Origin of the sequence: Fictibacillus sp. 18YEL24, assembly GCF_015903855.1 — a bacterium.
GTDB lineage: Bacteria > Bacillota > Bacilli > Bacillales > Fictibacillaceae > Fictibacillus > Fictibacillus phosphorivorans_C.
This window is the reverse complement of the sequence record NZ_JACZDT010000002.1, coordinates 661,481-674,937: the sequence shown is the minus strand read 5'-3', so window position 1 is coordinate 674,937 and position 13,457 is coordinate 661,481. Positions and strand designations below refer to the sequence as shown.

13 protein-coding genes are annotated in these 13,457 nt (G+C 38.3%); 3 read left to right on the top strand and 10 right to left on the bottom strand.

Features of this window, described 5'->3' with window-relative positions:
- Positions 1 to 35 precede the first annotated feature (35 nt).
- The 10 genes from HU823_RS08660 to HU823_RS08615 form a co-directional block, all read right to left on the bottom strand.
- Positions 36 to 851, bottom strand: coding sequence for a hypothetical protein (locus HU823_RS08660; protein ID WP_197221847.1), 816 nt, complete (start codon positions 849 to 851; stop codon positions 36 to 38).
- Positions 838 to 1,449, bottom strand: coding sequence for a PilN domain-containing protein (locus tag HU823_RS08655; RefSeq protein ID WP_197221846.1), 612 nt, complete (start codon positions 1,447 to 1,449; stop codon positions 838 to 840). The genes HU823_RS08660 and HU823_RS08655 overlap by 14 nt, the downstream gene beginning before the upstream one ends.
- Positions 1,443 to 2,429 (bottom strand): type IV pilus biogenesis protein PilM, encoded by a 987-nt coding sequence (gene pilM / locus HU823_RS08650; RefSeq protein ID WP_197221845.1) that lies wholly within the window; start codon positions 2,427 to 2,429, stop codon positions 1,443 to 1,445. Before pilM ends, HU823_RS08655 begins: the two co-directional genes overlap by 7 nt.
- Before the next feature lie 150 nt (positions 2,430 to 2,579).
- Entirely contained in the window at positions 2,580 to 3,044 is a 465-nt protein-coding gene (locus HU823_RS08645) for a type II secretion system protein (protein ID WP_197221844.1), read from the bottom strand.
- Between the two features lie 35 nt (positions 3,045 to 3,079).
- Positions 3,080 to 4,288 (bottom strand): type II secretion system F family protein, encoded by a 1,209-nt coding sequence (locus HU823_RS08640; RefSeq protein ID WP_197221843.1) that lies wholly within the window; start codon positions 4,286 to 4,288, stop codon positions 3,080 to 3,082.
- Between the two features lies 1 nt (position 4,289).
- Positions 4,290 to 5,330 carry a type IV pilus twitching motility protein PilT gene (locus tag HU823_RS08635; protein ID WP_197221842.1) on the bottom strand — a complete coding sequence of 347 codons (1,041 nt, stop codon included), beginning with the start codon at positions 5,328 to 5,330 and terminating at the stop codon, positions 4,290 to 4,292.
- 8 nt (positions 5,331 to 5,338) lie between these two features.
- A complete protein-coding gene (locus tag HU823_RS08630; protein ID WP_197221841.1) occupies positions 5,339 to 7,003 on the bottom strand; it encodes a GspE/PulE family protein in 1,665 nt (554 codons plus the stop codon).
- On the bottom strand, positions 7,000 to 8,391 hold the full coding sequence (locus tag HU823_RS08625; RefSeq protein WP_197221840.1) for a VanW family protein: 1,392 nt from the start codon (positions 8,389 to 8,391) through the stop codon (positions 7,000 to 7,002). The genes HU823_RS08630 and HU823_RS08625 overlap by 4 nt, the downstream gene beginning before the upstream one ends.
- 10 nt (positions 8,392 to 8,401) lie before the next feature.
- Positions 8,402 to 9,139, bottom strand: a complete 738-nt coding sequence (locus HU823_RS08620; RefSeq protein WP_137791986.1) for a PRC-barrel domain-containing protein — start codon at positions 9,137 to 9,139, stop codon at positions 8,402 to 8,404.
- A 37-nt stretch (positions 9,140 to 9,176) separates the two neighbouring features.
- Positions 9,177 to 10,589: a hypothetical protein gene (locus HU823_RS08615; protein ID WP_197221839.1), complete on the bottom strand. Its 1,413-nt coding sequence runs from the start codon at positions 10,587 to 10,589 to the stop codon at positions 9,177 to 9,179.
- Positions 10,590 to 10,755: 166 nt separating this feature from the next.
- Between HU823_RS08615 and HU823_RS08610 the strand changes: the two genes are divergently transcribed.
- Genes HU823_RS08610 through HU823_RS08600 form a run of 3 tightly spaced genes read left to right on the top strand, consistent with a single transcriptional unit; the run spans position 10,756 to position 13,431 of the window.
- On the top strand, positions 10,756 to 11,184 hold the full coding sequence (locus HU823_RS08610) for a type IV pilus modification PilV family protein (RefSeq protein WP_197221838.1): 429 nt from the start codon (positions 10,756 to 10,758) through the stop codon (positions 11,182 to 11,184).
- Positions 11,174 to 11,647: a PulJ/GspJ family protein gene (locus HU823_RS08605; RefSeq protein WP_197221837.1), complete on the top strand. Its 474-nt coding sequence runs from the start codon at positions 11,174 to 11,176 to the stop codon at positions 11,645 to 11,647. Before HU823_RS08610 ends, HU823_RS08605 begins: the two co-directional genes overlap by 11 nt.
- Before the next feature lie 2 nt (positions 11,648 to 11,649).
- Positions 11,650 to 13,431 carry a hypothetical protein gene (locus HU823_RS08600; RefSeq protein ID WP_197221836.1) on the top strand — a complete coding sequence of 594 codons (1,782 nt, stop codon included), beginning with the start codon at positions 11,650 to 11,652 and terminating at the stop codon, positions 13,429 to 13,431.
- Positions 13,432 to 13,457: the final 26 nt, after the last annotated feature.

Sequence of the window (13,457 nt, the reverse complement as noted above, 5' to 3'; positions counted from 1 at the left end):
ATCACCCCATGCAGAGGATGATTGGCTTTTTCAATCTAATCTTTCTTAATAAGTGGATCTTCTTTTCCGTTCGGAGCTGGAAACTCTCCTTTTGGAAGATCTTTTAAGTAATCCGTGAGTTCCGGTAAATAATAGGCTGAAATGGTGATTTCGTATTTAAGCTGATCCGTTACAGCATCAGGAGAAGCAACTTCAAGCTCATCCATTCCGGAGAACGTAATTCCTTCCACTACGATTACCCGTTTGAGTTCTTCAATCGTTTTGATGAACGTTTTAATACTTTTGAAGTCTTTAGATACGACTGACATTTCTGCTGTGATTTTCTTCACACCTTGTGGTAACACTTCTGGTTCAGCAGGTATTGTTGTTTCACTAGTTTCTACCGTATCATCTTCGTTCGAGATGTCATCTTCCACATCCGAGTTTGCCTCGGTACTAGTTTCTGCATTTTCCGTATCGGGTGTTTCTTCAGTTGTAGTATCATCAGTAGTCTCTTCTGCTACAACTTCGTCTTCCTCTGTTACATCATCATCGGTAAAGTCTACTGTTAGGATAAGACTATCTGATAAGACTTCGGCTTTCTCGAACTGCAACATCAGTTGATCAACGAGAGGTTTCACTGGAACTTCCTCTTGAAGAGCAAATGTATTTTCACTCGTTTGAGTAGTTACAGCCACAGAAGCACTTGCTTTATCTAAAATAACCTCTTGCTGTTTCATTTCTGCATCTACAGATTCTATTTTCTGATGAAGCGGTGTTAATAAACCGAAATAGCCGTAAACTCCACCAATTATTAAAATAAGAATGACACCTAATCCCACATATGTAAGAAGCTTTTTACTCTCCGTCATTCTCTTCACCTTTTAACTCAAGAATTTTGTCTTTCTCAAATTCAATTTTATATAAACTTCTATATCTAGGGAGATAATCTGCCATAGCTGTCATATCTTCTCCCTCATTAATCTCTTCAAAATTAGTTGTTTCCATTTTTTCAATAGATGCAGCAGCTAAATATGGAGAATTTGTTAATTCATATAAATAATTAGAAGTTTCAGCTAATGTATCAAACTGAGCTTCAACAAGGATTGTTCTCTTATCTTTATATTCATAATTGATAAAGTAACCACGTTCAGGAAGTAAAGCTACTAAATGCTGAAGTAGGTCTGTAGCAGCAATCTTTTTGTCTCGGATATAATCTATTTTTTCGGCTAGAGGCTCTGAACCTACTTGGGGAACAGCTTCTTGTTGTTTTTTTAACTGTTCTTGTACCAATAGCTTTTCTTGAGCTAAAATTCGTTCTTTCTCTTGCAGTTTCCCAGAATTCACATAATAATCAAGCCCTATCCATGTTGCGGAACCTAATAACAAGGTTACTGCAACAATGAATAGAATAGTAGTTTTTAATGATTTACTTTCTTTAACGGGTAAAAGGTTAATATCTACTAACATAGCTCCACCTCTTTTAGTCCCAGCCCTAAAACAACATCAAATTGAGGAGGAAGCAACTGATCAGATGGCTGAATGGTCAATACAGGTACATCTAACTTCGAAGATAACCGTTCTTGAATATATTTCAACTCTGGCAACTCCCCTGACAACACCACTCTAGTTATACCCTGTTTACCGTGATTAATCGTAAACTTGTAATAGTTTACGATGCGTTCAATCTCTACAAGCTTATCTTCTATCAATCCATGGATATAACCAGAATCACCTTGCCATTCTACTCTTTGTACCCCTGTAGAATGCTGTTTAAAGTCCCAACTCTTATAATCTGTCTCCATTTTTAAATGGTTAAAGAAATAAGGTTTATGGTGATGAAAAATACTCAGTTGAACAGCTGGGATATCAAACTGTAGACAAAGGGTATGATCTTTTTCAGAAACCAGATCTTTCATAAAAATAAGGCGATACAAGGAGACACATGAGGCATCCGCTACCACAGGCTTTAACTTCGCATCAGTAAGCAATGTTGAATAATCATTTACCATTTTTTCTGAAGCTGCAAATAGCAAAATCTCTCGCTTCTCTTCATCACCTTCAAGTAAAACATAATCAAAAACAGGGTCTTCAAAAGGTAAATGTATGGTATTACCTAGTTCCATGTACAGATAACCTTTAATTTCTTCATCTTTTTGATTAATAGGCACTTGATGCTTACGAATGACGAGTTTGCTGTCAGGAATCAAGAATTGTACCTCCCGGCCTTTCAACCCCCATTCTGCTACACACTCTTCAAGAATGGTTAAGAGAGTTTCTCGATCTACAATGATCCCATCGTGAATTAGTCCTTCAGGAAGATAACGTTCACCAGAGCTTTTTACATCAAGGTCTTCTGGATGACGGTAATCCAAATAACGGATGACGTGGTCTTGAAGTATTAAATTAATTCTTCTTTTGTTAAATAGATTTAGACCAAACAACCCCATGGAAATCACCTCAATATGTCTAATACATTTAATAAATCATAAATCAATATGAATTTCTTTCACGATGCCTTCATTGTTGAAGCCACCGTGAAAAAAATCATAAGTCATTAGTGAATCCCCTCTGCTAGAGGAGGGGATTCACTTTTCGTGTTATGGTGCTTTAATTTCTGATACTGCTGATCTATCTAATTTATCAGGAGTTGTTTCTTTTATTTCTTTTTCTTTTCCAACTAAGACAACTTTGTAAGTAAAGGTTGAAGCAGTTTTTGTAACATCTACTTTACTTTTAGCAAGGTCATAAGAATTTGTTTTGGTATCAGGATCAACCATAGTATCTATTAATTTTTCGTCATATAATTTTTTTAAAGTTAAAGATTCTGCTCCATCATCTAACGCAGTACCATTCGCATTTCCAGTTGCCCACATTTTTGCTGCGTTAACCATCTGTTGAGCATTTGCCGCGTGCGCATCTCTCTTAGAGTTGTCTAAAATGCCACCAATACTTACTACAGCGATTGCTGCAATGATACCTAAGATAACCACAACTACTAGTAACTCGATTAAAGTTAAACCTTTCTCATTTTTTAAATGCTTCTTTAATAGTTTGTTCAACATCTTATTAATCCCCTTTACATGTTTAATTTGTGCTTTTATCCAACATTTTTATAAATCTCAAACATAGGCACCATTACTGAAATAACTATTGTTCCTACGACTGATGCCAAGAAAACAATCATTAATGGTTCAATCATTGCTTTCAATCGATCCGTCCCTGTTTCTACTTCTTTTTCATAAAATTCCGCCACTTTTGCAAGCATTTCATCGAGAGAACCCGTTTCTTCGCCGATGGAAATCATCTGAGTCACTAAAGGTGGAAATATCCAATGCCTCTTCATCGGTTCTGTTAACCGTTGACCGGTTTCTAGTGAACTTCTCGATTCGCGAATTACTTTTGCCACGACTTCATTTTCAACCACTTTTTCCACAATCGATAGAGATTGCAGAATAGGTACAGAGCTTGAGAAGAGAGAGCTAAGTGTTCTGGTCATCCTCGCTAATGCTGACTTTTGAAGGAGTTTACCGAATACAGGTATCTTTAAAATTACGTAATCAAAGTAATAGCGACTGGATTTATTTTTTCGGATAACTAAGAGTGACACATAGAGTAGTACTACAATAGTAATTAAAAGCCACCAATACTCTTGCATAAAATTACTAGCACTTAAGACAAACTTTGTGATGGCGGGTAATTCTCCACCTGCTTCTTGCAGCATAGTTGCAAACGTTGGCACAACCTTGGCAAGTAAGAAGATTACGACAAACACTGCAACCACTCCGACAATCATCGGATACATCATCGCTGAAATGATTTTTTGCTTCGTATAATGTTGCTTTTCAAAGTAAGTAGCCAGCTGGTCGAGAGTATCGTCCAAACTACCTCCTGCTTCTCCTGCTGACACCATGTTGATGACCATAGGAGGAAAAACATTTCGGTGTCGGCTCATGGCACTAGAGAGTGGATTTCCTTGACGAAGCTCTTCTTCCACATCTGCTAACACCTTTTGCAACGCTTTACTTTCTGTCTGAGCAGCCATGATAGTTGTCGAGTCAACAACGGATACACCCGCTCGTAACAATGTTGCAAACTGCCTTAAAAAAATGACAAACTGCTGAGATTTCACTGGACTGCCTAAAGAAATTTCTTTATTAAACAGCGTTTGCTTCATCTCTTGCACTTCGGTGACTGCGATTCCTTTTTCTTTTAGCTTTAGAACCGCTTCACGCTTGGATAGTCCAAGAACGGATCCTGTACGTTTTTTCCCGCTCTTATCACGGCCTACATAACTAAATTGTGCCATCTCATCCCCCTTTCTCCAGGAGATATGGCTCCACGAACTCTCTTGAAACTTCGTTGCGCTCAAGAGCTTCCTTGGCAGACATCTCAAACGTATGCATCCCAGCGTTCTTGCTCGTTTGCATCACACTATGAATCTGGTGAATCTTTTCATTACGGATCAAGTTTGCTACAGCAGGTGTGTTGACTAATACCTCTGTAATGGCTCTTCTTCCTTTACCATCATTGGTAGGAAGAAGTCGCTGCGACATGACACCGACTAATACGGAGGCTAACTGGATTCGAATCTGCCCTTGTTGTTCCGGTGGAAACACATCGACGATTCGATCGATCGTTGAAGATGCGTTTGTCGTATGTAGTGTGCCTAGAACAAGGTGACCCGTTTCTGCTGCCGTAATAGCGGTCGCAATGGTTTCCAAATCCCGCATTTCCCCGAGCAGAATCACATCAGGGTCTTGACGGAGTGCTGCACGAAGACCGTTTGCAAAATTGTTCGTATCAAACCCAATTTCACGCTGGTCGATCACGCACGTTCGATGTTTGTGCAGGTACTCGATCGGGTCCTCTAACGTAATTATGTGCCGGCTCATCGTCCGGTTCATAAAATCGATCATCGAGGCAAGAGTCGTAGACTTACCACTTCCTGTTGGGCCGGTAACGAGCACGAGTCCTTGATGTTTCCCCGCCATCTTTCGCACACTTTCAGGAAGCATTAAATCTTCCATACTAGGAATTGACGTCGGAATGATTCGAAAAGCAAGACTCACACAAGACCGCTGACGATAAGCGTTTACCCTAAAACGCGACAATCCTTGGATCCCATACGAGATATCAATTTCTCCCGCTTCTTCAAAATCCGGATAATACTTTTCATCAATGACTATCTGTGAAATTTTCTCTGTATCCTCTGGCTTTAACGTTTCACTTCCGTATCGTTTCAATCCACCGTTGATACGAAAAACAGGCGGCATTCCAACAGACAGGTGAACATCTGATGCTTTTAATTGAAAGGCTGCTCTCAGCCATTGTTCCAGCTTTTCTTTCATGTCAGCACCTACTCGTTGATGGCTACACGCAAGACTTCTTCAGTCGTCGTTAAGCCTTGTTTCACTTTCAGAAACCCATCATCGATCAAAAAGATGGTTCCGTTTTTCATTGCATAGTCACGCAATTCTACAATCGGTCTGTTGTTCATAATAAGCTGACGAATGTGCTCGTCCACAACTAAAACTTCATGAAGAGCAATCCTGCCTTTATATCCCGTACTGTTGCACATCCCACAGCCTTTTCCTCGCGAAACAGCTTCAATCTTGATACCGCGTTTAGCGAAGATTTCTTTTTCTCGTTCTGTGGCTTTAAACGTTTGTTTACAATCACGGCATACTCTTCTAACCAATCGCTGAGCGATAACCCCAGATAGCGATGCGGCAACTAAGAACGGTTCAACCCCCATATCAGTTAGACGAGCAATTGTACCAATCGAATCATTCGTATGAAGTGTGCTTAATACTAAGTGACCCGTTAGAGACGCACGAACTGCAATTTCTGCCGTTTCTGTATCACGGATTTCCCCAATCATGACGATGTCAGGATCTTGTCGGAGAATCGAGCGCAAACCGCTTGCAAACGTAAGACCGACCGAAGAATTCACTTGAATCTGGTTGATCCCAGCTAACTGATATTCAACGGGATCCTCAATCGTTACTAGGTTCACTTCTTCAGTGTTCAATTTGTTTAATGCCGCATACAGAGTAGATGATTTACCTGATCCTGTTGGACCCGTAATTAAGATGATTCCGTTCGGCTGTTTAATCAGATTTGTAAACCGTTGCATGTTCAGCTTATTAAAACCTAAATTTTCTAGATGATTTAATGAACTTCCGAGATCTAGAATACGCAGAACAATCTTTTCACCATAGATGGCAGGCAATGTAGACACACGAAGATCTACAGGATGCATATCAAGCGTCATCTTAATTCTGCCATCTTGAGGCAGTCGGCTTTCGGTTATGTTCAGGTTCGCCATAATCTTAATACGAGCCGTCAGCATATTCTGCATATGCTTTGGTAGACTTCGTTCCGTTTTTAGCATGCCGTCAATACGATAACGCACGACCAGCTTTGTCTCATGTGGGTCAAAATGAATATCACTCGCTTTTTGCTGAACTCCTTGTTGGATAATCTGGTTTACGAGTTTAACGATCGGTGAATCTTCCTCTGTCATTCGGCTGTCATCACTCAACGACGCACCTTGTGGCAGTAGGTCAAGAAACTCGTCCATAGAATCATCGATATCATAGTACTTGTTATGAGCACGTATGATATCGTCTTTTGCTGATATCGCACGTTCTATTTGAAAACCTGTTGTCAATCGCAGATCATCAATAACGGTAAAATCCATAGGATCTGCCATCGCTACAAAGAGCTTGTCTGCTTCTTTTTTCACCGGCATGAGAAAATGTCTTCTTGCAAACTCTCTAGGAACAATAGCTACTGCTTGTTCATCAATCGGATAGCGATACAAGCTTAAGTGCGGTATGCCAAGTTGAAATTCAAGTACCTCGATAAGCTGCTGTTCAGTCAGCAAACCTTTTTCGATAAGAGCATCACCCAGCTTTTGGTTGCTACGTTTTTCTTTTAATGTTTGCTGAAGAACATCTTCTGAAATCAAGCCAGACTCTACTAATAGATCACCAAGGCGTTTTTTTTGAACGATCAATTTTTATCACCATCGCTCTCTTTACCAGGATTACTAGGATTTGTTTCTTTTTCTGGAACAGGCTTTGATGTAGTTGGCTTATCCGAAGGGTCAGTGCCCGGAATACCTGGCATTACAGGTACATATGGGTTCATCGGATTATTCGGATCTGGATAATACGGGAAAGGATACGGATAAGGTGTTCCAGGTGTACCCTCTTCTGGTGTTGTTTCAGGCGTCTTCTCTTCCTCTACTGGATAGCCTCTCTCCTCTATACGATGTCGAGGTGGATAAAAGTCTTCTGCTAGCTTTTCCGAAGCCACTTCCTCACCACCAGAACTAAACGATTTCCGATAGACCGTTGCCAGATAACCTTCCCTTCCACCACTTACGGTAACTGCACTCAAAATTGATGCCAGCTGGTCATTAAAATGAATAATGGTCTTTGGTTCAAATACTTGCTTGTCCACTTTGACGGTATATGTATAAGGAAGTGGTACCCCTACAATTGAAACGCTTAAATTGTTTCCATCCATTATAAAGTTGAACTTATATGACGAAGCGTTTGTATTCTTAAAAGCTAGATCCATGTCTTGAGGTTTAACGAGTGCTTCATATCCTAGTGACGAATAATCAGGCAGCTCTCTTGATGTATGACGTTCGATAATGCTGAAGTTTGTCTTTTGTATCGCTCCATAAATGCCACTAGCCAACACGTTAAGATCAATCGAATCTTGTGCGGTCATGTCTACTTCTTCTAGAGCGCCTATTAATGAGAAAACTTCTCCTGGTTTCAACTCATAATTTTCTAAACCCTCTACCCAATCTTCCAAAAGAACATGCTCTCCTGGAAGTTTAATCGTGCTTTCACTCACCACTTCTTCTGCTTGTCCGAACGTAGTGAGAAATTCGTTGATCGGAACTTCAAGTTCAGCTGTTTGTAAGGTAGAGCCAACCTTTTTCAGGTGTGCATGTAACATCTCTTCATCCAATAACTCTGTAAGTCCACTAACTTGAAGTTGTTGTATCGATTGTTCAACCGTTTCTTTGTTTACATTTACTAATAGTGGTGATGAAGTGCCAGAAAGGTTCTTCAGACTATCTTCAACCTGAAACTGCCATACATCACTAGGCAATTGAACTCTTTTTTCGTTGTAAACCAAAATTACGGGATAGTCGTTCTGCCACTGTGATACTTTTTCATTTACAAGTGGTAATGCTTCAGATTTTGCAACATTTTCTAAAGGCACAGAAGCTAACGCAACCCCCGTACCATACTTTTCTTCTTCGAAAATATTAGAGTATACCTTTGTCCCTAAGTAACTAAACAAGAAAAGAAAAAGAGCTGCAAGGCTAAGGGATGCAAAGATCACAAGAAAATTTTTAGGATTGAATTCTCTTTTAGCCATCGCTTTCTCTTTAGCCCACAACGTTCATGGAAAGTTCCGCTAGAACGGCTGGTCCTTTCTCTTGAGCTTTCCGTACATCCTCTTTATTTAGAGTGGTTCCGTTCGGAAATAAAAGCTCACCGTTTCTCTCAAAAATATCTTTTGTTGTCGTTCGTCCAGTCAATAATTTCAGTTGCTTTTCTTGGAACTCAGATAGCTCGTTTGTTTCAACAGATACAGCTACCTCATCTTCTACTTCAACAACGCCACCTAATAAAGACTCAGCTTTATCTAAAAAGTTCAACTGTGCTTCTTCTTTAATAACAATCAAATCACGTCCATAAGTGATAAGCTGTTCGGATGAAAGGATTACTTTCTTTGAACGTAGTGACAATTCCAGACCTAGAATGGCTCCCGTGTCTTCGTTGATAAAGAACTCGGTCGCTTCTCCGATCAGTTGACCTTTACGATCAATCAACTTAGCTCCAACGACATTAATTTTCTTTTGTACAAGTTCATTGGCAATTGGAATCTCTGTTAAGTCAAAGATTGATGTACTGTCTTCAATCATGACTGCAAACTCTCCAACACCTACGATTTTCTTAAAAGGAACCGCACGTACGCTGATCTGCCAGTCTGCATGTTCAACGGTTAGGAAATCAACCATACCTTCTTTTGGATTAACGACCAATGACTTTACATGTCCTACTTCTGCTCCGTCTGCAATACTGATAATAGGCAGTCCAACAAATTGATTACTCTTTTTCATATTACTCACCCAGTCCTTTATGTTTTAAATAATTATGTTATTTGTTCATTTCTTTGTATCTTTGAAGCTCTTCTACAATCACAGGGTAATGGCTTAGCTTTTCTTCCATTGACTCAATCAATGGATTGACGTTACTTAAATCACTAGACTTCATATAAGAATCAAGCAACAGTTTCGAAAACAGATAGAAGTCTTTATCTGATAGTTTTTGATTCACTAACGTGACGAGCATTTCTTGATAAGAGCTATGATCATCTGTTTCTTCGTACGAAAACAAAGTGCTTAGAAGCATATCCTGTAAGTCATCACTCATTTCAGGAGTACTTTTCTCAACTATATTGTGTAAAGGTTGCACTGTATCCTCTACTTCTATCTCTTGAATCGTATCTAACAATTGATACTCATCTTGTTCTTCAATAAAATCAACTACTTCAACACTTTCGATCATTTCAGTTACTTCTTCCATAGGTGTTTCAATCTGTGTTTTAACTTGGATAGGCTCTTCCGATGTGATTTCAATTTCGATGATAGAATTTCCCATAATGTAGGTTTCTTCGGTGTTATTTTCTTCTTCACTTGTAGTAGGTATCTCTTCTAATATCTCCTCAGCAACTAATTCCTCAGCCGACTCGTTTTTCTCAGACTCATAATCTTTATCATGAGATAATTCTTCTTCCGTGCCTACAGCTACTTCATGTAAAGGCGTTGCTTGAGGAAATTCTTCTACCACATCTACCACATCCAGCTCTTCTAATAAGGCGGATCGTTGTGAAAGAATCTCCTTATCCTCTATATCGGTAGGATCTGGTGGATTCGTTACCTCTTCTTCAGAAATTTCTCTTGTTTCTGATAAAAAAACTAATTCGTCCTCTGTTAACTCTGCCAATTGATGATCTTCGGTTAACTTCTGGACCGAATTAATGTTTTCTAAAATACTTTCGTCCTCTGAAATACGCTCAATATTCTCCAGATCTAACAGTTCAATTGAATCAATATCATTAACCTGTTGTACTTCTTTACTTTCTATAGATTGATTAACTATAGAGACTTCATTATATAATTCTTCATTATTCTGTAAATCGTCGATAGTTAATTCACTCTTAGGTAGAATCTCTCTACCCGTTAATTCAATCTCATTAAAATTTTCATCTGCTTTTTCAGAGGTTGATTTTTCTTCTGTAAACGAAAGCACAATCTCTGTTTGTCCTGTTGTAGCCATAAAGTTCACTCGCTTATCAGCAAGATAAGCAGCTATAAATGAAATGGCTGTGATGGCCGCAAGTGCTAAACCAAGTGATAGAGTATCTAGAATAAATAAGCCACCTAACGCTAATAAGAACGCTATTCCAAGTAAGCTCATCTTCAATTTAATAGGAACATTTGGCGGGTAAAAATACAATAAAGAACCAACCAATATTGTCGATATTAATAGAACAATAAATTGTATCAAAGTCCTCTCCCCAATTCCAAGATTAGCTAATTAAACCTATAATACTACAAAATTACTAAAAAACATCCAATAATATCAAACTTTTGTAAAAAATATTGTATAATCATTTTAATACGTAATCATAAATAGTTCTTTTTACCTAAAAAATATCCAGAGGATGTGTGCAATGCTTTCAGAAAAAGGTTTTTCTCTTATAGAAGTTCTCATTTCACTTATGATCCTCTCTGTTTCCGTCATCGGCATATCACAGTTTTTTCACCAAGCGAACCAAATATCAACAGGTAACAATAATAAATTAGTAGCGACCAACCTAGCTAGAATGACTTTGGAGCGACTACAAAATGACTACGAAGCCTATGAGATCAAAGTATCGCCATCAATCTATGAGAAATCGAAATGCACTTCATCAGAATGTAGAGATATTTATGAGACTTTAATCAATAACACCAAATACGAGACGAAAATTACCGTAAAGCCACAAGTCGGAGAAGAAAACTCTATTCAACTACTTCCGGTTAAGGTAACCATTCAATATACCAATAATAAAAAGTTAGCAACTACTTCAGTAGAAGGGTATGTAAAAGATGTTAAATAAAGTGTCGAACCAAAATGGACTTACTTTGATTGAGTCGCTCCTTTCTGTTGTGCTTTTTTCTATTATCGGTACAGTTATCTACTTTGTTTTACTAAGTGGCATAAATACGGAGAAAAAAATTTATAACGAAACATTACTTCGCGATGAAGCAGATCTCGTTATGGCACAGATCATTGATATAATCTACACAGCACCAGCTTCAAAAGTAAAGGATGCATCAACAGGCAGACAAAATGTATTAGTCTATGAAGTAAACAAGAACACAATAAAAACGGTCGGTTTTATTGACAATGTACCTGTTATAAATGGGCAAAACATCAGTTCTAAAGAATTTGACTTTAATGGATCATCAATTGCTAAAGTTGGCAAAAGCGTCAAAATTATATTAAACGTAAAAAGCAATAAAAATGAGAATGCAAAACCTTTAACATTACAAAGTCAATTTGGGCTCTTGGAGGAGTAGGAATGAAGAATCTCTTAACTGAAAAAGGGAATACGCTCATCATTGTATTATTAATGATTGTCATTTTTACGGTAGCTGGACTGTCACTAATTTCTACTACGTTTAACGGTGTTAAAAAAACAGATGCTCGTGAAACACAAATACAGTCTGTAGAATTAGCTGAGAAAGGTATTGACTACTTAACCACTCTTCTTGAGTCCAAATCACAACTTTTGGCAGGCTTGCCTTCAAAAGATTTTAATCTATCATTAAAAAACATAATTAAAAACTATGAAGTAACAAATGCAAATGATGAGTTTCCAACCACTGCGACTCTTCCATCCGATAACGGAATATTAAAGGTTAAAATTTATAATGTGAAAAAGGTTACGGCTGATCCTGATGACTTGAGTCAGACCATGACCCTACATAGCCAAGCGACTGTTAACGGTAAAACTAAAACAATAATCTCCAACATTCACCTTGGTGCTAAACAAACACCTGAAGCGTTAAATTATGCACTTGGTGCCTATAACCCTTGTAAAGGCAGAATTGGCTGTACAGCCCGGGATGATGATGGAAATATGTTTTTACATGGAGGAGTTGCCATTAAAGGGGACCTTTATGTAGAAAGGAATCTAATTACGAAGAACAAGGGAATCGTAGGTACAGACTATGATTGGATTACATCAGACTTACCAAGTGTTGAAGGTGAAAATGGTAAGAAAGCTCATCTAATTCTTCCCGGAAGTTTGTATAAAATGACTTCAGATTCAAGATACAGTGATCATATACTGCAAAAAAACTTTAACAACAATGTGGCTTATCAAAAAATTAACAAAGAAAGTGTCGGGAGTGCCTTTACCTCATTTAACGAAATAAATAAGGATTACGTGCCTATCGTTGACTCGCGGGCTCCAAGCTTTGCTCCAATTGATATTGATGGACAAAAAGCCCAATACTACTTCCCCGAAGTGAAAATTGGGGTTACAAAGCTTAACGATGGAAATTTTAATAACAATGCAAACCAGGAGAATATTAGAAGAAACTACGAATCTTCTAACATTGCTGTTGCTACACATCAAGATATAAAAATTCATGGTAGTCATACATTTAAAAGCTTTAGTACCCGCCTATATTCTCCAGATCGAAAAGTAAACATTACTAGTGCAACAGCAGGAAGATTTGGTCCAAGCCAATTAACGTTTAAACAAGGGGCATACTTTGGAGGGGACGTTACAATTGGAGACACAGATATCAACCATTACAGCTACGGAGAGTATAATCAATTTGAAATTGACGGACCTATCTTTATAGATGGCGATCTAACCATATGGGGAGCCAACGTTAAGTTTAATTCAACCATTTATGTTACTGGGAAAACGACCATCCGTTACTCCCGCTTGCAGGGAATTATGAACAATAACATTGAAAAGTCACTTGTACTCTTTGGCAAAGATTCCATTCAAATATCAAATAACAACGTTTACGGTGACAATGCGAATATCATTCGTGGATTCTTCTATTCAGAAAATCTAATGGAGATTTATGGAGTTGGATCGAATGTAGAAATTCAAGGTGGAGTCTTTGGTCGAAAGGTGGTTTTAAACGCAACAAGAGGAAAAGTAAAACCCATCAACGGCAGGTTAAACACCTATGATTTTGAATCAGGTCAAAGTCAAATGTCTCCATCCAAATCACGCTTAAAAATTATATATAACCCGGAGTTGATTAAGAATCCTCCAGAAGGGTTACCAGTCGTTAAGGATTTGTCTGTTACTCAGATAGATAGACTATTACAATGATCAGCCTCCTACGGGAGGTTTTTTCT

Coding starts and splice junctions, on each gene's coding strand:
- HU823_RS08625 (WP_197221840.1), bottom strand. CDS start 8,391: ATGGCTAAAAGAGAATTCAATCCTAAAAATTTTCTTGTGATCTTTGCA.
- HU823_RS08660 (WP_197221847.1), bottom strand. CDS start 851: ATGACGGAGAGTAAAAAGCTTCTTACATATGTGGGATTAGGTGTCATT.
- pilM (WP_197221845.1), bottom strand. CDS start 2,429: ATGGGGTTGTTTGGTCTAAATCTATTTAACAAAAGAAGAATTAATTTA.
- HU823_RS08655 (WP_197221846.1), bottom strand. CDS start 1,449: ATGTTAGTAGATATTAACCTTTTACCCGTTAAAGAAAGTAAATCATTA.
- HU823_RS08610 (WP_197221838.1), top strand. CDS start 10,756: ATGCTTTCAGAAAAAGGTTTTTCTCTTATAGAAGTTCTCATTTCACTT.
- HU823_RS08640 (WP_197221843.1), bottom strand. CDS start 4,288: ATGGCACAATTTAGTTATGTAGGCCGTGATAAGAGCGGGAAAAAACGT.
- HU823_RS08600 (WP_197221836.1), top strand. CDS start 11,650: ATGAAGAATCTCTTAACTGAAAAAGGGAATACGCTCATCATTGTATTA.
- HU823_RS08605 (WP_197221837.1), top strand. CDS start 11,174: ATGTTAAATAAAGTGTCGAACCAAAATGGACTTACTTTGATTGAGTCG.
- HU823_RS08620 (WP_137791986.1), bottom strand. CDS start 9,139: ATGAAAAAGAGTAATCAATTTGTTGGACTGCCTATTATCAGTATTGCA.
- HU823_RS08635 (WP_197221842.1), bottom strand. CDS start 5,330: ATGAAAGAAAAGCTGGAACAATGGCTGAGAGCAGCCTTTCAATTAAAA.
- HU823_RS08645 (WP_197221844.1), bottom strand. CDS start 3,044: ATGTTGAACAAACTATTAAAGAAGCATTTAAAAAATGAGAAAGGTTTA.